Source organism: Stieleria maiorica, assembly GCF_008035925.1.
In the GTDB taxonomy this organism is placed as follows: Bacteria; Planctomycetota; Planctomycetia; order Pirellulales; family Pirellulaceae; genus Stieleria; species Stieleria maiorica.
The window spans coordinates 2,763,559-2,782,661 of the sequence record NZ_CP036264.1; the positions used below are offsets into that span (position 1 = coordinate 2,763,559).

General features: G+C 58.5%; 6 protein-coding genes. 2 read left to right on the plus strand and 4 right to left on the minus strand.

Annotated elements, in window-relative coordinates; all coding sequences use genetic code 11:
• The first annotated feature begins 416 nt into the window (after nt 1–416).
• The gene (locus tag Mal15_RS09575) at nt 417–986 is read left to right on the plus strand and encodes a hypothetical protein (protein WP_233903371.1); all 570 of its coding nucleotides are present in this window, start codon (nt 417–419) and stop codon (nt 984–986) included.
• A 504-nt stretch (nt 987–1,490) separates the two neighbouring features.
• Entirely contained in the window at nt 1,491–3,131 is a 1,641-nt protein-coding gene (locus tag Mal15_RS09580; RefSeq protein WP_147867551.1) for a hypothetical protein, read from the plus strand.
• 169 nt (nt 3,132–3,300) lie between these two features.
• Here Mal15_RS09580 and Mal15_RS09585 read toward each other — a convergent pair whose 3' ends face one another.
• From Mal15_RS09585 to Mal15_RS09600, 4 genes are all read right to left on the minus strand, one after another.
• A complete protein-coding gene (locus tag Mal15_RS09585; protein ID WP_199773835.1) occupies nt 3,301–4,623 on the minus strand; it encodes a Gfo/Idh/MocA family protein in 1,323 nt (440 codons plus the stop codon).
• 81 nt (nt 4,624–4,704) lie between these two features.
• A complete protein-coding gene (locus Mal15_RS09590) occupies nt 4,705–5,925 on the minus strand; it encodes a PQQ-like beta-propeller repeat protein (protein ID WP_167546703.1) in 1,221 nt (406 codons plus the stop codon).
• Nucleotides 5,926–6,018: 93 nt separating this feature from the next.
• Nucleotides 6,019–6,729 (minus strand): ZIP family metal transporter, encoded by a 711-nt coding sequence (locus Mal15_RS09595; RefSeq protein WP_147867553.1) that lies wholly within the window; start codon nt 6,727–6,729, stop codon nt 6,019–6,021.
• 122 nt (nt 6,730–6,851) lie between these two features.
• Nucleotides 6,852–19,022 carry a GEVED domain-containing protein gene (locus Mal15_RS09600; RefSeq protein ID WP_147867554.1) on the minus strand — a complete coding sequence of 4,057 codons (12,171 nt, stop codon included), beginning with the start codon at nt 19,020–19,022 and terminating at the stop codon, nt 6,852–6,854.
• Between the last annotated feature and the right edge of the window lie 81 nt (nt 19,023–19,103).

Consider the following 19,103-nt stretch of genomic DNA (forward strand, 5'->3'; position numbering starts at 1 on the left):
GCCTCGGAGGAATCGCCAGAAATGCGGACTGCATTACTGACAAAAGGGGGCTGGCCAAAGGGGACGGGGGTTGATTTGTGGGCTCGGTCAAGTGTTGTGCATGGCCGTTGGCCAAATGGCGGGAGAGCACGTTAGATTCCTGGGGCGATGCCCCAGGCTATTGGTATCTATGGCCGATGGCCAATGATCGAAAAAAGGGTCACGAGCTATCGGACTCGCTCGTCATTTTCTTGTCACCCATTTTCCTGTCTTTCTCTTTGTCGGGGACGCTTGAAAAGGGGCCACCCATGAGCGCCCCCGACAGCCGCAAGAAGACTCGATGATCGAGAGTTGTTTTTTTTGATTCAGAGGATAACGCGACGTATGTTCCTAGGACGCCAAGCACAACGTTTGACAATCGCTCTCGGAGCCAAGCTATGCCCATCAGTCTCGCCAGTACCCTATCCATTTCGCCACAAGAAATGGCGGACCAAGAGAGGCGATCAGGGGAATATGAAATGACAACACGGCTGTTGTACCAGAGCATGATTAAGTATGGGCTCCTGTTGAAAGATGCGGGAAACTTGGCGAGCAACGACCGCAGCACTGCGAAGCAAATGTTGTCCAATGCGTGTGGTTCTTGGGTGGCGTCTCTCGAGTTTTTCCTACGAGTGAAGCAATGGACGCGGCGTATTCCCGAAGACTTTCTCGGCATCTATGACAGGGCGTGGGAGGTATTTCGCCCACGGTCTCACTGGCACGCTTTGGGAGCGGCCCGCGAACCTTGGCTGATTGCGGCTTACGATGGCAGTCACCATGGGCATATTTTCAGGATCCCCCATCACCATTGGTGGCCTGACGAAGGCAACCTTCGGATTTTGACCGATCCGCAGGAGGCAACCCCCAAATTCGTCGTGGGATATAATCGCGTCTACGATGAACTCATTGGTCTTCCGCAGGTAAAAGCACAGGTAAAGCTGCGGAGGCTTTCACCAATCGGCGGCTAAGAGTGACACGAATGGCACGGGCATAAGTAGAATCAATTCGGGGTCTAAAGGGGACGGGGGTTGAATTGCGGTCCTTTCGTGCGCTGTGCAGGCCGTTGGCCAATGATCGTCAAAATGGTCACGAGCTATCGGACTCGCCCCTCATTTTCTTGTCACCCATTTTCCTGTCTCTCCCTTCCCCTGCCATTTTTCTGCCCTCGATTTTTCTGTCCCTCGCTCCCGTTAAACTGTGCCGGTTACGCAGTCCCTTTCACTCGTAGCGGTTGTCACGCTCAACGGGGTCGTGTCGGGGGTGAATTCGGTTGAACCGGTGCGATTGGTACAAGCGGCCCGCCGATACCAGTCTGCAGAGTGGTTGAGCTGCCTCCGGTGCGTCGCCTGATTGCCGGGTCCCTGATTGCCGGGCCGAGGGGCGTCTGCAGCTCAGCGGAAGCGGGGGAAGTGCGAGGGCCGTGGCTTGCCAACGGGCTTCGGCGTCAACGGTTGGACAGGGAGGTCCTGGTGATGGCTCGACAGATTGTTTTTCGCCTTCTTGCGGCTGCCGTTCTGTTTTCCGCGGGCGATTCGTTCCTCCTCGGCCAGGATGATTTGCCCGAGGCGTGCTGTGACGCGCCGCTCTGCGACGGAGTCGGTTGTGATGGCTTGGACGAATGCTGCGACGCGATGCTTGAAAGCACGCCCCGCCGCTGTCTCAGCTTGCAGGATCGGCTGCCCTCGATGATCGGGGATTTCTTTGCCGGCCCGCAGACTCGGGCGGTGGGCGATTACCGGCTCGACCGCGTGTTCGTGTTTGCCGACGATTTGGATGCTCCCGGAACACTGCCGCCGGGGGGAAGCACATTGACGATCTCCGAATCCGGGCCTGTCGGGATTTATGCCAGCAGTCTGGCTTCGGTCCAACAAGCCCAAGCGATCTTTCGCGCCAGTGGAACGTTGCCCGCAGCCAGCCTGGCCGGCACGATCGCCGGCAACGCGACGTTGACCACGGCCGACACGATCTCGCAGATTCAAGCCCAGCTCGCTTCGACCGCACAGGCCTATGACATTGTCCTGCTGCAACCGCCGCCTGGTACTTACGACACGGGCGTCCATGCGGCTTTCCAAAGTCGCAATGCGCTAACGGGGACGACCGTCTTTGACGCCAGCGCGTCGGGAGCGATGCTGCAAGGCGGGACGGATTCGATGAACGGCGGCGAGGACTTGGACGCGTATTATTTTTATGATTATCTGATTCGCTTCGACACGGCGCTGCCGAGCGCGGCCAACGGCGGCGTCGGATCGATGAAGATCGCCGAGGGCGGAAGCGTGTTGCCGCAGGATCGCGTGTTCTTCAACTACAGCTTTTTCGATGATGTGGTCGCCAGCAATGCGTCGAGCGGTCTGAACCGGTTCACACCCGGGTTTGAAAAGACGTTCCTGGGTGGACAGGCCTCGGTCGAGTTGCGAATCCCGTTCGCGACCGATGCGGTCAGCGATCTGACCGCGACCAGCACGGCGGTTTCCAACGGATCCAGCGCCGAACTGGGCAACATCATGCTGTATGTCAAAGGGTTGTTGTACGGCACCGACACGTACGCCTTGACCGGCGGCGTCGGGTTCGGGTTTTCGACCGCGGATGACATCGCCGTTGACTTGGCCGACGGCACACCGCTGTTGCGTGTTGAAAACGACGCCGTGCAAATCCAACCGTTCTTGGGATGGCTGTACATGCCGTCGCAGAAGTGGTTCGCGCAAGGCTTCACCCAATTCAGTTTTGCGACCGACGAGAACGACGTGTGGACGAACTCCGGACAAGGACTTCAAGCAGCGGGTTCATTTGACGATCCCGACTACTTCTTCTTCGATGTCGCGTTGGGTTGTTGGGCCTATCGCAATGATGACGCAGCGTGCTTGTCGGGGATCATCCCTACCGTGGAAGTCCACCACACCAATTCGCTCGGCGACGACGCCTCGATCGTGACCGCCGGCAACATCCAGGTGGGCAACTGGGGCGGAACGACCAGCTTGACGAGTGCGGTGGTGGGAACCACGTTTGAGTTCAAACAGCAAGGTCAGTTGACGGCCGGTTACGCCGTTCCACTGACATCGAGCGACCGACAATACGACGGTGCGTTTCGAATGCAGTACACCCGGTTGCTGCGGTAGTGGGGAGGAAAATGACAGAAAAATAGGGGGCAGAAAAATGGATGCCTGATTAGATGAAGGGTTCTTTTGGCTCACCCAGTGCTAATTGTCTTGTCACCGATTTTCTTGTCGACGAATCCGAAACACCATTTTTCTGCCCCCCCTTTTTCTGTCACCTGTCCTGCCGCGACTATCCGATTTCGGGATAGCTCCAGGGCTGGCGGTACTTTCGTCGCAGCATGCCGTTGGCTTCGTCGTCGCCGACGATCTGCTGGGCGCCCGCATCCCAGCGGACGCTGCGGCCGAGTTTCATCGACAGCATGCCCAAGAGGGCCAGCGTGGTGGCCTGGTGTCCGACGGTGATGTCGGCGACCGGGCGGCTGCCGGTTTCGATTGCTCGAAGGAAATCGGCGTAGAGCAATTTCAGGTTGTGCCCGTCGGGTTCTTGCAGCTCGGCATCTTGGTGGATCACTTGCTTCTTGCTGTCGGCCGGGTAGAACGTCCAACCGTCGCGCCAGCCGATGTGGAACGTTCCCTGGGTGCCGAAGAAGTAGCATCCGATGCTGGTCTGCTCCGGTCCCTGTCCGGCGAATTTGCGATGTTCCCAGGTCGCGGTGAAGGAATCGAATTCGTACGTGGCGGTTTGGTGATCGGGGGCGTCGGTCGTTTGCTCTTCGTCGTTGAGCACGGCCTGACCGGCGATCGGTCGCCCGCCGGTGGAATGAACGCTGTCCGGCGATTGCTGGTCGCTCCACCACAGCATCTGGTCCAGCCAATGGACGCCCCAGTCGCCGAGCGTTCCGTTGGCGAAATCCAGAAAGTGCCGGAAGCCGCCGGGATGAATCCGACGGCAATAGGGACGCAGCGGCGCGGGGCCACAGTACATGTCCCAATCGAGATTCTCCGGCGGTTCGCTGTTTCGCGTCGGCTTTTCCGCCCCGCCGCGGCTGTGCACAAACATTCGCACCAACCCGATGTCGCCCGCCCCGCCGTCCTTCAGAAATTTCATGCCCGAGACGTGGTGGGGGCCGATGCGTCGGTGCAGTCCGACTTGGACCAAGCGATCGGCGGCTTGTGAGGCGGCGAGGACGGCTTGGCTTTCGCCGATCGTGTGGCCGGTCGGTTTTTCGATAAAGACATGCGCTCCGGCCTGGATCGCCGCCAATGCATTGAGCGCGTGCCAATGATCCGGCGTGGCAATGATCGCGATTTCGACGTCTTCCTTTTCGAACAGCTCGCGATAGTCGCGGTAAATTCGCGGGGTGTCGCCGGATAAATCGGTGACTTCCTCGGCGTTGATTTCCAAGCGGTCGGAATCAACATCACACAGCGCGACGACTTTGGTTTGCCCACCGGCCATCGCCTCGCGCAGGATGTTCATGCCCCACCAACCGGCTCCGATCAGCGCCGTGCGGTACTGTTTGTTTTTGGAAGCGGCATGGATCGCCGGGGCCGATGCGAGCGTGGCGGCTGCGGCGGTGCCGGCGAGGAAGGAGCGACGTTGGATGGGCATGGGGGCGGGTTGGGAGTTGGGAGTTGGGAGTTGGGAGTTGGGAGTTGGGAGTTGGGAGTTGGGAGTAATGCCACGGGTATTCTAGTCGCGGCAATCGATGCAGACGAGTTGGCCTTGGATGCTGCGGCAAAAGATGCGGCCCCCGGACAACACGGGGCTGGTCCAGCTTTTTCCGTCCAGGACTTGCCCGCGGGCGATCGGTTCCCAGCCGTCGGGGGTTGCCGGGGCGATGATCAATTCGCCTGGTTCGGTCAACAACAACAACTTGCCATCGGCCATCGCCAGACCTCCGGGGCGCAGGTCGTCGACCGACCAGCGGATTTCGCCGGTCGCCCAGTCCATGCAGCGCAATCGCGCGCCGGCTTCCATATCACCGTCGATGCCGTACAGATAGCCCTGGTAAAGAATCGACGTGTGAATCTGATTCTTCATCTCTTTTGATTTCCAAATCAGCTCGGGCGTCGTCCCCCCGATGTCAAACAGAGCCGCGCCGCGGTTGTAACCCGAGCAGAGAAGCATCTTGCCGTCATGAAAGATCGGATCGGCGGCGTTGCAATTGAAACTGGTCAACCAACGTTCGGCCCAAAGCTGTTCCCCCGATTGGACATCCACACCGATGTACGCTTTTCCGGACGCGATCACGGCGACGGTGGGATCGGAATTGGGGATCAACACCGGAGACGCGTAGCCGCATTCACGGTCGTCGGAGCTCCAGATCAGATCACCGCTGTGTTTGTCCACCAGGACACCGGACTCGCCGACATTCAGCAACAGCCTGTCGCCGATCACCAAGGGAGCGGCGGAGAAGCCCCAGCCGGGCAACCGCACCTCGGCCTCATCAGCGACATTGATGCCCCACATTTTGGAGCCATCGGAGATCTGCAAACAGAACAACTCTCCGGCACGCCCCATCACGTAAAGCCTGTCACCATCGATGGTCGGTGTCGAGATCGGGCCGCCTTCGAAGTCGCGGTCGTCGAGTTCCGCGGGATAGCCGAACGTCCAAATAATTTCTCCGTCGGCGACGTTGATGCAATAGACCTTGTCCTGGTCGTCGACATGCCCAAGCGTGAAGACTCGATCGTCTTTGACCACCACCGATGAGAATCCGGTTCCGACCGAACGGGACCACGCGATGTCAGGCCCCTCGCCCGCCCAATCGCATTTCCAATCCGTTTCACGAGAGATGCCGTCTCCGTCGGGACCACGCCAACGGTACCAGTCCTCGGCGGCGCAGTTTGATACGCCGAGGAAGGAAACGAATAGGAATAACTCGGGCACAACACAACGGTACAAAGGCATACTTGCAATCAACCTGGTGGAAACAATGTCGTTCATTCGGGACAACGTAATTGAAATGCGGCCGAATCGCAAAACCCGAGAAACGCGCCCCGCTCAGCCTTCCAAAAGTTTTCCGAACAGCCCCAGCAAAAAACCAAACACGGCCCCTAGCGGCGGAAAACTGCTGTTATTCAAGGTCGCTTGGGGTGCGATGTCTTCAAAGACCAAATAGAGGATCCCTGAGGCGGCGAAGACTTGCATCCAGCCCAGAATCCTCGGTTCGTCGGCGAGCAAATGATATCCCAAGAATCCCAACAGAGGCCCGAGTATCGCCGCGATCATGAACCAAAATAAGATTTTTCGCGATGCCAGCCCGCCGCTGCGAAGCTCTCGATAAGCATTGAACCCTTCGGGCAGGTTTTGAAGCGTGATGATCACCGCCAGCAGTATCGCGCCACTTTTGCCGCCCGAGATCACGGCTCCAAGTGCGATGACTTCCGGAACAAAGTCGGACAACATCGCGACCAGCTGCGATGCCGACGACTGGCTCCGGTCAAGCAGAATCTGCAATCCCCAAAAACACAGCCCTCCGGCGGCAAATGCCGTCACCGTTTCCCACGTCGCGATCAGTTCGGCGCCATCGGGGATCAGCACCAGCGCGACAGCTGAGAGCAGGGCGCCACCCCCGAATGCGATCACGGTGTGACGGAACTCCTCCTCAAGCCAACGAGGACGTATGTTTTCAAACGACGCAACAACGCCTCCCAATGGAATCGCCCCGCCGGCAACCGCGGTGCAGAGAACGAGTTGAGTGATTGGATCCATTGGCAAATGATCGGCTGCGGGGAAAATTCAAGTTCTACCTAATTCGCTTCGGACGTACGATAGGCCCCCTCTGAACCGGCGATCCAAGCGGCTTTTGAACGAGCACGCCCTGGCTGCCGCCCTCAGGATTTGTCAGTGTGGCCCAGCGACTGCAGCGAGCAGTCGGCCAAGGTGGCATCCAATTCCCCGTTTTCCAAACGCCACAAAAACGGTTGTGCCGGATCGTTCGCCAGCGAGTAGTCAATCGCATCGAGTTCGCCGAGTGAACGTTCTCGATTTCCATCAACAAAGCTGAGTTCCAGATCGGTATCGGCAGTCTCTGGCCAGTGTCGCCGGCCGGTCGGCAGGGGCCACGAACGGTCGATGCTCAGACTGCTCATTGGGGCGTTTCGGATCGCGGTGTCCAGAGATTGCAATGACTCGGTTGCATCCCCCAGGGCCGAACGTCTGGTTAACAGATCCGCCGCCAGCAACGCTTCTCCCGCCGCCCCTTCGGATTCTTGCTGGACCGCAATGAAGTTGATTACCTGGAGTGCATCCAGTGGCGAAGCGAATCGGCTGCCATTGACGTCATAGTACCAATCGGCGATCGTTTCTGCCGAGGTCGGATCGGGTAAAGCAACCGATCCGGTATCCGCCGCTTCTCGCCCCAATAAGTTGATGATCAGCAACGCGTCGCGCGGTGAAGTGGATCCGCTGCGGTCGACATCGGTTCTGATGTAGGGGTTGGTCCAGGGACGTGTGTTGAGGGTTTCGACGGTCGCTCCGCCACCGGTCAGGTGATGCCGTTGAGCACCGTCGACAAAGATCGGCAGGTTGACGGTCCATTGTGCCCCGGCATAGTGGACCGTGTCGTCGTCGTCGTGAATCACTAGCAACGAGTTGTCGATGTCGGTTGATGCGACCACACTGACGACGTCGAGTATCAAATGGTTGGGACTGGCGCCCACCACGTCGATGACTTCAATATCGCCGAGTGGATTCAGATCGTCGTCGGTCAGATCAAGCAGCTGATCACGGTCGGCCAGTTTCAATGTGTCGCTGCCGCCGCTGCCGTGAAAGCCGATCGGGATCGGCGCGTTGAGCACCGCGCCGAGGTTGCCTAGCGACAACAGGTCGTCTTCGTCGGTTCCCTGAAAGCCTAGGCCCGCCAGCGCGGCACCCGGTACTCGGAACAGTTCTGTCGTTTCGTGCAAAACCACGACATCACCACCTTCACCGATCACATTCACGTCGCCGACGATCAGGTTCACGATAGCATCGGCACCCGACGTACCATCCAGAATCTCAAACCGGTAATCCTCGACTTCGCCATCGTCGGCTTCACCACCGGGCGCAAGTCCGCCAAGCGTACTGATGCGGAAGCGGGCATAGGTGGTTCCGACCGAAGCGCCCGGAGGGACAGTCACCGGAACGATGTTCGCGCCCGGCACCAGCGCCGTGCTCGTTCCGGAACCCAAGTGTTCGGCCGGGTGGTCGAACCGGCCATTCCGATTGAAATCGATCCAGGCGTCCAGCTTGGCGGTCCCTGACACATCGATGAGAACACTTCCCAAGGTGGACTGGCTTGCGGTGGATACGAAGCTAGCGATTTGAATCACGCCATCCTCGTCGATTCCATCACCATCGGCCAGTTCGCTCGGTTGCCCGTTCGGTTCAACATCGATCGAAGGCCCCAAACGCGGCCCATTGTCGACCAATGCGTGCCTGGCTCCACCGCTGCCGAGCCGAGTCGGATAGTTGCTGACCAGGTCTTCGATTTGAATTCCCTCCGGCGCATCCCCAAAGTCGAACTCAGCGTCGGTCATGACCGTGATGGTGTCCTCGGCCAGGATCGTCGCGTCGTTGAGAGATCTGACCTGGACGGTGACCGTCCCCGTGCCGAATCCGGTCAGTTCCGTGTCCAGCACGATGCCGCCACGCGAAAGGCCGGGCAAGACAAACAGAGGGATTTCCTGGGCGGGCACGCCGTCGAGATCCTTCAGTGCGGCCGATACCGGGCCGTCCGTACTGAAGATCCGTGCGGTGTATTCGTCTTCCACGTTGCCAACGTTGTCGACCAGCAGCAAAAAGCTGGAAACACCGGGCAGCGGTAACGTACGAGTGTCTCGCTCGAATTCAGCCGTCATTGCTCGTACAGCGGCGATGTTTACGTCGATGCTCTGAGCATCCAGGACGGTCGGCTGGGTCTGTGACCTCGCGGATCCGATCAGTTGCAACGTTCCGGGAAAGGCAAAGTCGATTTCGCCGAGATCGATGGTGACGGTTTGAGACTGACTGGGTTGCAGCGAGACTGTCGCGGTGCCCAGGGTCGCGGCCAGCGCGGCGGGCGCCGCAAGCGAGACGTCGAAGGTCTCCGGCACAGTGCCTGTATTGGTGATCGTCATTTGCACCGATGTTTCCGGATCGGTGGACGTCGGCACGATTTCAACATCGACACCGACGTCAACGACGGTCAACGATCCGGCAGCCGGGCCGGTGACACTGACGTGGTCAACCGAGGCGGCTGTGACGGTGAAGGGATATTCGGCCGCGGCGGTCCCGGCCGGCGGGGTGATTCGGACGGGGAATTCGCGGAAGTTGCTCGCCCCGGCCGGCACGCTGAAGATTCCGGCATTGATCGTTGTGTCAAACTCCGCGGGCAGTCCGCTGACAAACAACACAAACTCATCACTTTCACTTCCAGTGTTGTAGACTCGAGCCGTGTAGATCGCCGAAGTCCCCTGTCCGGCCGTTGCCGACATCGGTTTCAATTCAACCCAAACGCCCCGTGCCGCGCGATCAATCGGTGGCAAAATGGGGTCGCCCGCAACGGTGAGCGATCCTTCTACGTCTCCCGTGGTGCCATGACTCGTCGCCGTGATCACGAAACCATAGTCATCGAGGACGGCATTCGAATCCGGCCGCAGCGTGAGAGGAACATCAACTGATCCCGCGGCGGGAACAACGACTTGCGACACGAGATCGATCCAGTCGGCAGGGACTCCGCTGCTGGACAAGTCGTAGGTGACGTCGACATCGCGCGGGTTCATGACCGAAAGGGTAAAGTCAGCTTTACCTCCGGGTTGTGCGGCGGATCCGGAAGGATTGATCGCAAGGAGCTGCTGGACCGCCACACTTTGAGCTGCCAATGTGAGTTGTCCCGGCGCACTCTGGTAAGCGAAATCGACGGTGGTGTCGAGTGTGATCGCTCGTGACTGGCCGGGCTGCAACGCGGTGACGACGGTGTCCCACGTCAGATTCACAAGATCGGCATCGGGTGTCAAAGCCAAGTTCCACACCAAGGTGTCAAAGTCGGGATCGTTAGCGATGATCTGGTCGGGAGGAAGATTGAACGAGGCTTCGACGACGGACACACCTGAGTTGCGTGGTATCTGGACCTGGGCGGTGAAGGGAATCCTGGGCAGGTCGCCGATGCGATAAATCGACACACCACCAGCGTCCGTCGTGAACAACAGGTCTCCGTCGGCGGTGATCGAGTTCGGAGGAACCGTATCGAGTTCCACCTCCGTTTCGATGACGTACGGATCCAACGGGTTGGAAAGGTCAATCAGCAAGAGTTTGGCATCACGCTGGGTATCGCTTTGCCAGTTCTGGCTTGAGAATCCGAACAGGTTGTTACCGAGTGAACCGAAGTTGGTCCAAAACGACCGTGCCGGTCGATCAAGTTCCTTGGTGGAGATGACTCGGGGATCAAGCGGATCGGACAGATCGAGGGAAGTGACGGTGAGATTTCCGGCACGAAATCCATCGAACGGATTGTTCCAGCCAGTCGTGCTGCCGATGACGACGCCGTAATTCCCCGCGATTCCGATCCCCAACGCCTGCTGTGTCCCGGGAAGATCCACGTCGGTGACGACTTGTGCGGCGCCGGGGTTGCTGATGTCGACGACATGAATTCGTCCGACGCCTCCGCCGGGGTTGGCGACCGTCGCGCTACCCGCGGCCAGATAGGCCAGATCGGGGCCGGCCAAGGTGAGTCCAAACACATTGTGGTCACCACCACTGAGTGCGCAGCCACCGACGTCGGTCGGCGGGGAGTTGTTGTCTCCGAACGTATTGAAAAGCGCATCGGCCAACTCGGGGGTCGCCGAAGTCGGACTGTCCGGGTCGTCCAAGTTGAACGCCACAGACAGCAATTCGCCCATCATCCCGACGATATTCCCGGTCGCGGGCCGCGTCTGTACGCAAACGCCGAACTGAGAGACAAAGGCATGTGAATCTATCAGTTCGATCCCTGACTCGAGATTCGCGTATTGGATCGCAGGCGAACTTCCCAACAAGACGGGCAAGAGCGGGTCGTTCTGGATCGAATAGACATCGACGGCCATGGTACGTGCCGTCGGGTCGCGGATGGCGACCAGTAGGTCGCCATCGACACGACAACCACGATGCGAGCCCGTACCGACGGTGTCCACGACGGTGGGACTGGCGGGATTGCTATAGTCGAGCACACTGATCCCGTCGGTTCCGCAGGCGTAGGCAATGTCATTCTGCACCGCGACACCGGCGGCCCCGGCGACCGGCGCCACAGCAAGCAATTCCAGCGGGTCGTCGGGACGCAATTCATAGACGAATAAACCGTCACTTTGCGTCACGTACAAGTGTGTCGCGTCGGCTGCCATGCCTTCCGGCGTACCGGTCAATTCAAGCTGTTGATCGAATGAGAACGAACCGGGATCGGTAACGTCGATCGTGATCAATTGCGGAGTGTCGGCGGTCGCATCACCTAAACTGGAGATCGCCAGCCAACCGGGGCCCAGCACCGTCAGATTGAGCGCTCCGCGAGCGGCCCGCGTGAGCGTCTCGGTATGGGTGAGCACTGGGTTGCGTGGATCGCTGATGTTGATCGACGCGAGCACCAGATCACCGGTCGGGGCGCGGTCCGTTTCGTCGCCGTTCTTAAACCCACCGGTGCTGCCGATCACGTACGCCATCTCCCCGTGAACCACAATATCGGCGATCAACGTTGTGCCGGGAATCAACAGTTCCGTGACGACCGCGTTCTGGGTGTTCGGATCATCACTGTTGATCGCTGCGGGGTCGGCGACATCCACGACCAGCAAACGCCCCGTGCCGGTTTGTGTGTCACTTCCCGTTGACGTACTGCTGGTCACAAGCAGCGTCGTCGGATCCGCCAAAGCAAACGCACGTGTGTAGAAGTTGCCTCCCATGTTGGGATTGCCGTCGTCGGTCGTGCCGTTGACGTCGAAAAGCGAGTCCAGGAACTGCACGTCCGCCGGATCACTGGCGTCAAACGACAAAATGGTGCCGTTCTGTTCCAGCAGGTTTGGCCCGTTGAATCGTACCTGAGCCTCTGCGGTGAAGACAGAGTCCCCCGAGACCACGAGGTCCTGGCCAAAGATGTAGGGCACCGAGATCGAATCACGTAACAACGGATCCTCCAACGTACCTCCCGAACCGCCGTTGAGATCGAAGACGTGAAGCGTCGAGAATCCGCTTGCCGTGGTCCCTTCGTCGACGGCGAACAGGCGGTCACCGTCAATCGCACCGGCGGTCGAAACGATACCGATTTCCGCTCGGGTGCGCGTCGGTGCGGTGGGATCGGACAGATCGACAACATGCAGGCTGCCGATGCCCAGCGCGTTGCCATGCACGTACGCGGTGTCACCGCCGAGCGTGATCCCCTGGATGGCATCGACGTTATCAAAATTTCCCGTGAACGCTTCGATCGGCAACATGCCGACAAGCTTGAGCGTGCCGACACCCAGCGGGACCTTGCCAAATACTTGCAGCGTGTTCGTAACCGTGCTCACCCCAGGGGGCACGACTTGGGGCCCGACCGTGAGAGTCGCTTCGACGGGTGATCCGATGATTAGCGGTGTGGTCGCATCGGCACCGGGAATCGCGTTGCCGTCTGCATCAGCGACCGTCACCTTGATCGTGTGTTGCCCCTGCGCAAAACCGCTCGTGTCGAGGTTTCCCAGGTCGACGCTGACCAGCGAGGTTTGCACGGTCAGTGACGCGGGAACCGGTGTCGGCGATTCAAACACGGTGGATCCACCGGGATCGGTCACGGAGTAGGAGACCAGTGCCGCTTGTTGCCGGTTGACGGCATTGAGCAATCGCGCGGTCAGGTTGACCTGAGTTCCCGGATCCCCGAACGGCGGCACCACGTCAATGCCGGTGACGGAAACGATTTCATTTCGCGGTCGCACAGAACCGATGGCGGATTCTTGGATCTGCGTCGTGATGCCGGTCACGGCCACATCGACGCTGAAATCAAAATCTACCAGTTCGGTGGTCGAGACCTGCGTTAGCGATCCCGGCACATCGGCAAACTCACCCGGCGCGAGCGTCAGCGTGTCCTGATCGAGCGTCGCCGTGACGCCGTCGGGAACTCCCGCCAGGGCCAAGCTATAACTCGTCGTGGCCGTGCCCAAGTTATGCACGCGAGCGACAAACGGAGCCGGCACCAAGGGTTGAGCGACCAGCGTGTTGGGGCTGAGGGACAGGGCGAATTGATGGGCCGCGAGGTTGCCTACCGCCTCTCCGAAGTCATCGAGGACATTTCCGATGCTCTCGATCGCGGTGCTGATCGCTTCAGCCGTACTCGCTGTGTTAAAACCGTCTCTTGCTGTGGAGAGTGGGCCGACAAAGCCGTTGTAGTCGGTGTCATCCATGAAAAAGCTGATCGTGTTGTCCAGAAGAACCCGCACTTGTTCCTTGAACAACGCGTTGTCCGGCTCTTGAACGAGCCGCGTCAGCCCGATCCCAAGATCTTCGAGTCGATCTCCGAGCGTGGTGTCATTCAGCGCCCGTACCGCGGTTGCTGCTCGATTGACGGCTGCAACGCCCGGGGCGCTGACCGAGACAAAGACTTGAGTCACGACCGGAATCTCGGTGCCGATGTCCGCGGTGATGATGGCGGACAAGATGCTGTTGAGAGGCACCGAGGCATCGGGCGTGAAACCGATCTCCAGGATCTGAGAACTACCTGGAGCTAGCGAAACACTCTGTAAATTTGAGACTGCCAGGCCATCGGACAACTGCGTCTCAAAGGAGACTTCTTCGGCGACATTCCCTGTCGACTGGAGCAATAACTCCAAAGTCACCGTCTCGCCTGGAATCGCGGTGACCTCGATCGGGTCAATGTTGACGGCCAATCCATGGATGTCATCAATGGTGTAGCTGACGGTGTCCATCGCGGTGACCGTGGGATCTTGGTCACTTGTTGCCACGACGTCAAATGTAATCGTCGTTCCCGGTGGACTGAGCGGACCGGTGGGGACCAGATTGATTCCGGTAACCGCTGATCTTCCCCCGTCGACTCGCAATTCCGGATTCGAAATGATGACCTCAAAGCCAGGTGGGGCCTGCGGGACCAAGACATCGAACACGTCTGAGTCCTGTCCTTGATTGCCGACGGTGGCTCGAAAAACCGTGGGGACCTGGCCGCCGTTGAGATCCAAAAAGAAAACCGTGTCATGATCAACGGACAGACTCACGCCAGGATCCGTGGATTCCACTTCGATACCAATTCTTGCTTTGGTTCGCAGTGCAGGATCATGTTGAGATCTCGCTGTCAGATTGACGAAGTGTGTCCCAAGTGCAGCACCCGGTTTCGGGAGTACCGATACCGATCCATCGGATAACGCTTCAACCGTCCAGCCCTCGGGGGCGTCAACGACGATGTCATACGGTCCGCCCAGACTGGATTGCACCAACGGCGTCAAAAACGTGGGAGTATTGTGGTCGGCTGAGAATGTCGTGTTGCTGGGAATCACGTGGGATTGATGTTCTGCAGCGCCCTGCAGGCTGACGGCGACTGATTCAGCGTCAGACGCGATATCTAAGGAGCCGGTATAGCCGTTGAGTGCTATTCCGTGAATAAACACGTCGTTGTCTGTGCCGACGGTCAGGTTGCCAGTGCTTCCCGGGCCGATCTCAACAACCGCATCTTCGGCAGAGATTGATAGCGAGTGTTCCACATGAACATGAGAAACGGAACCGCTGCCCTGTAGGGTGAGAGACTCCGAAACGATGCTGTAGTTTCCCATCGGCAGCGGCGTGTTGTTCAGCAACAGTGAGTTCGTCGTGATTTCTGCGACCAATTCGCCACCGAAGGTCGCTGTCAACTCGTCCCACTCGCTGACGACGGCGATCCCGTCGTCTGATGAAGGAGTGATGAGGACACGACCGACTCCAAATTCACGTCTGGACTGTACGCCGGTAAGGGTCACATCGGCATGGGGGATGGACGACATCGAAATGTCGCCTGTGCCAAGTCGATTGCCATCGGCATCAAATAATTCACCGTTGACGACGGTCAGTGTGTTAGCAGCGTAACGATTGACAACGTTTTTATGGTCCGATGAGTTGATGTCGATCGCACCTGAAGCACGTACCGATTGGGCGCCTAACGCCCCGGATACGTTTCCGCCGGCGAGCGTCGGCTGAACCGTCTGCTGGAATGAAGCGTTGCTAAATGATCCCGGCGTGACAATCTCCGTTCCAAATAGGAAGGGAGGCAACGGTGGGTCGCCAGGGAGTTTCTTGAGTTGTTCCAGTAGGAATGGATTGATCTTGCCGGATAAGTAAATGCTCAGCCAGAGCCCCGCCAAAAATCCGAAGAAGAAAAAGAAGGGGGCTGGATGTTTACCACCTGCAAAGCCGTGCTTGGGGTTTTTCAAATTTGGAAACAACTCGTTGGCGACACCCCAGAGTGTGGAGGCGGCTCCCGCACCGGAACCGACACTATCTGGCGCCCCGTATTTCTGGGCGAGTAGACCTCCGACGTAGATCAACGGAGGCGTGGAGAATCCTAGGGCGAATCCGACCCACAGTGCCGCAACTCGCTCGGAAATGGCTCCATGGCTTCCATCGGCCAGGACCCCAATCGTGTCTCCGGTTTCGAGGTCGATCTCGTACCATGCTACTTGGGCGTTGCCCGCAATGTCGATCGCCCGGTCCGGAACAACGGCCAACTTATCATCAGTGATCGCTCGCAGGATTCTTGCTTTCACATCCGCGGAGATGTCGAGTGTTTCAAGTCTGGTCTCATCGCCAGGTCCGATCACAACCAACGTCGCCCCTTCGGCGACGGCAGCCTGAATGATCGTGTCTGCACTGGTGACGTTGAATTCCGAACCCGCGGACGTACCGAGGACTACAGCTTCGACTTCACTGTCCACGAAGCCGCGATGCATTTGAAAACCGATCTTGCTGGCAACTGCTTGACCGGGTGAAACGACAACTCGCATGTCGTTGCGATTCAAGTCGATTGCTTCGGCGACAGTGAGTCGGCCATCGGCATTGAATCTCGCCAATGATTTCGCGATGGTGATTCTTGGAGAGTCCTGGTAGGCGGCCAGTTTGACATCGCGAGCAACCGCATCGATCACAAGTTCGGAGAGTGATAGGAAATGGGCGAGACGCAGGCGATTGAGAGCAACGCGACTTGTCCACATCAATTCCGAATCGGGCGAGCCAGGATCGATTTGCAGACCGCCGCTTTGTGCGCCGCGTTCGAGCAGTCGGCGGTTGAGCGACTCCAATTCGTGAATCGCCCGCGCGAGTGCTCTCGGGTCGCTCTTTCCCGGCAAGACATTGATCGTCGTTGCGTCAAAAGGCGAAAACGCCGGGCCATCGTCCGGAGAAATCGAGACGTCGCCGCCAGCCCCATCGCGATTCGCCGCACCGATACGATCGAGCAAGACGTGCTCGGACGTCGATGTCGTGCCGTCGATTCCGATGACATCCAATTCGATGAATACACCGGTGAGGATCTGGTTTCCAAAGGGAAAGTTAGTAAAGACCTCCTGATAGGATTCGCCCGAAAAGATCTCATCGCTGGCCAAGTCGAAAGCGGTATCGCTGATTCGATAGTAAGGCGAATAGGTGATCGTTCGCGCCGTGATCACCGCTCCGGTCTGCCGTTGGTTGACAAAGTGCCCAATCGAAATGGGACGACCCACAAGCGCAACGGTATCAAAGGTTTCTTCAAGGACGGTTTTGGTGTTGATCGGGTTCGACAATCCGAACAACGTATTCGCTTCGTGATAGAATTCGGCATTCAGACGGATCGTAGTCCGATGCCTCAGCGCCGGTGAGACTTCAGTGAAGGTCTGCTGCTCATCGGCATAAGTTGCGCCGATGGTTGCGTCGGCAAACGTGGGGTCAAAGTCTTCAAATCCTCCACCAACGTCGAGCTGAATCCAATAGTGAGCTGCTGTTTCCGCGACCAGTTGTGGGTCGTTCACGGGATCCCCAACTTCGAAATCCTGTTGAACAAAACCGATTGCCGATGAATCGGCCGGGAACATCGACAAGATCAGTTGCTGAGAGAGCTCTTCATTCAAGGTTCCGGCGACGTACCGGGCCGGAATCCCCGACGCTCGAAACAATGCGATGCCCAAGCTTGCTTCGTCGAGAGAGTTCCCGGCCCCACTCCACAGCGTGCCGCGGCCGCCACGCAGGGAGCCCGAATAGGACTGATATCCAATTTCATGTGTCAGGAAGTCCGCGATTTTCAGCGGATCGTAGTCAAGCTCCGCAGCTTTCTCCTGGATTACGGGATCATCTGTATTGGCGTCGGGAGTTGATGCCAACACGGCGGGATCAAACGGACCTGTGGCGAGCAACAATGGAGGGGCCGAATCGCGAACGATCCAGCCGTCAATCGAACCAGATGCGGCAGCACCGCCGTCAATCTGTGATGGCACTGGATTAGAAAGTGCCACCTCAATCGTTACGCTTGCTCGACCGTATGGCGCCAGTGATCCAAGTGCCCAGGCAAGCGTTTCACCATTACGTTCGGGAGCCACTTCGGCCGTGTCGAGCGCCACGCCTGTCTGTAGCGTTGTCGTTAACAAGACGTCATCAACAACACACGCAGTCGCGTTGTATGCCGTGTACGTGATTGACAGCCGGTCATCGTTGATATCGTCCATCGTCTGTGATGAAGCCGTCCTGCCGACGGTGATCGAACCAGCGGCGTCGTGACTGTCGCATAACGGTGGATAGGTCAGCAGTGTGGTCGGCGCGAGGCCGAGGTTATTTGCCCGAGACTGGTCGCTTGTTTCTCCGCGGCGATCTGCAATCACGAATACGTGATAAAGCCCGATGGGCGTAGCGGGCACTGCAACGGTGATCGTTTCTGTGTATTGACCACCAGCGGGTAGTTCAAATTTGCGATCAACCCTGCCAACCTCCTGATCGGACGGATCAAAGACGTCGTCGAGCGAAAAGTAGGCGACGTCGGTCCACTGATCACCTGCGGTTGACGTGGCAGAGGAGTTTCGCACTTCGTACGCGATGGTCAGTTGTTCTCCTTGAACGGCACCCGCGGGAATCTGGACGCTGAGCACTTCGAGATCGACGGCTTCAGCGAAGCTTGGCACGAAGGTGGCTGTGCCGAATTGGCCGTCAATAAACGTATCAATAAAGTCGCCTGACTCGACATCAAATCGCTCCACACCACCGTTGCTGACGTACGCCGATCCGTCAGTGCCGAATCGAATGTCGAATGACGGCTCGTTCGGGGCCAATGAGACATAGATCCCCTCGAATTCCCCCGTGGTGCCGTTAAACCTGCGGATGTCGTTGAAGGAGACGTCCGGAACGTAAAGGTGCCCATCGGGGCCGAACGTGAAATAGGCCACGTCATCCAGATTGCCGGGGGCGACAAATTCGTCAATCTGGTTTCCTGTTGCAGGGTCATAGCGGGTGATGCGATCGGCGAACGTGTTCAGGAAACCATCGCTGTCCATCACGTACAGATTGTTGTCAGGACCAAAGGCGATCCCTGAAGCGCGAGCCACTTCTCCCGCCGCGATCGCGGTCTCAAAGGCACCGGTCGCTCCGTCATATCGCAACACCCCCGCACTGGTGTTGGTCGCGACGTACAGGTCACCGTCGGGTCCGAACTCGATCGCGCTGGCCCCGCTGAATCCGCCCGCGCCGGTGTCGATGAAGGTCCCGATGAAACTGCCGTCGCCGCCATCGTACCGGAGGATCTTCTCGTGACCAGCTTCGCTACTGATCACATACAGGTTGCCGTCCGGGCCAAATGTCGGATCGATCGGATCGACCAAGCCACCCGAATTGGCGCTGACAAACTCACCGAGTGGATCGCCTGTCGCGCCCTCAAAGCGAAGGATGTTGTCGGCTTCCGGATTGGCAATCAACAAGTCTTGAGCAAGTAACAGCCGCTTCTCGAGAAACTCAAGCTGGGGACGCGAGAAACGACGGCGATACGCTTGACGATGACGTTGACGACTCTTCTTGGTACGACGTGACGCCGCGTTTCGTGAGAGTTGTTGGGGAAGCATGACGTGATGTCCGGTCGCTACGAGGAATGGGACATTCCAGCGCAAAGTCGAACCGCCATGCTTTCCCCGCGCCGATCAAAG

Bases quoted from the DNA above. Each gene is read 5' to 3' on its own strand.
- Mal15_RS09575 (WP_233903371.1), top strand. From the start codon at position 417: ATGCCCATCAGTCTCGCCAGTACCCTATCCATTTCGCCACAAGAAATG.
- Mal15_RS09600 (WP_147867554.1), bottom strand. From the start codon at position 19,022: ATGCTTCCCCAACAACTCTCACGAAACGCGGCGTCACGTCGTACCAAG.
- Mal15_RS09595 (WP_147867553.1), bottom strand. From the start codon at position 6,729: ATGGATCCAATCACTCAACTCGTTCTCTGCACCGCGGTTGCCGGCGGG.
- Mal15_RS09585 (WP_199773835.1), bottom strand. From the start codon at position 4,623: ATGCCCATCCAACGTCGCTCCTTCCTCGCCGGCACCGCCGCAGCCGCC.
- Mal15_RS09590 (WP_167546703.1), bottom strand. From the start codon at position 5,925: ATGCCTTTGTACCGTTGTGTTGTGCCCGAGTTATTCCTATTCGTTTCC.
- Mal15_RS09580 (WP_147867551.1), top strand. From the start codon at position 1,491: ATGGCTCGACAGATTGTTTTTCGCCTTCTTGCGGCTGCCGTTCTGTTT.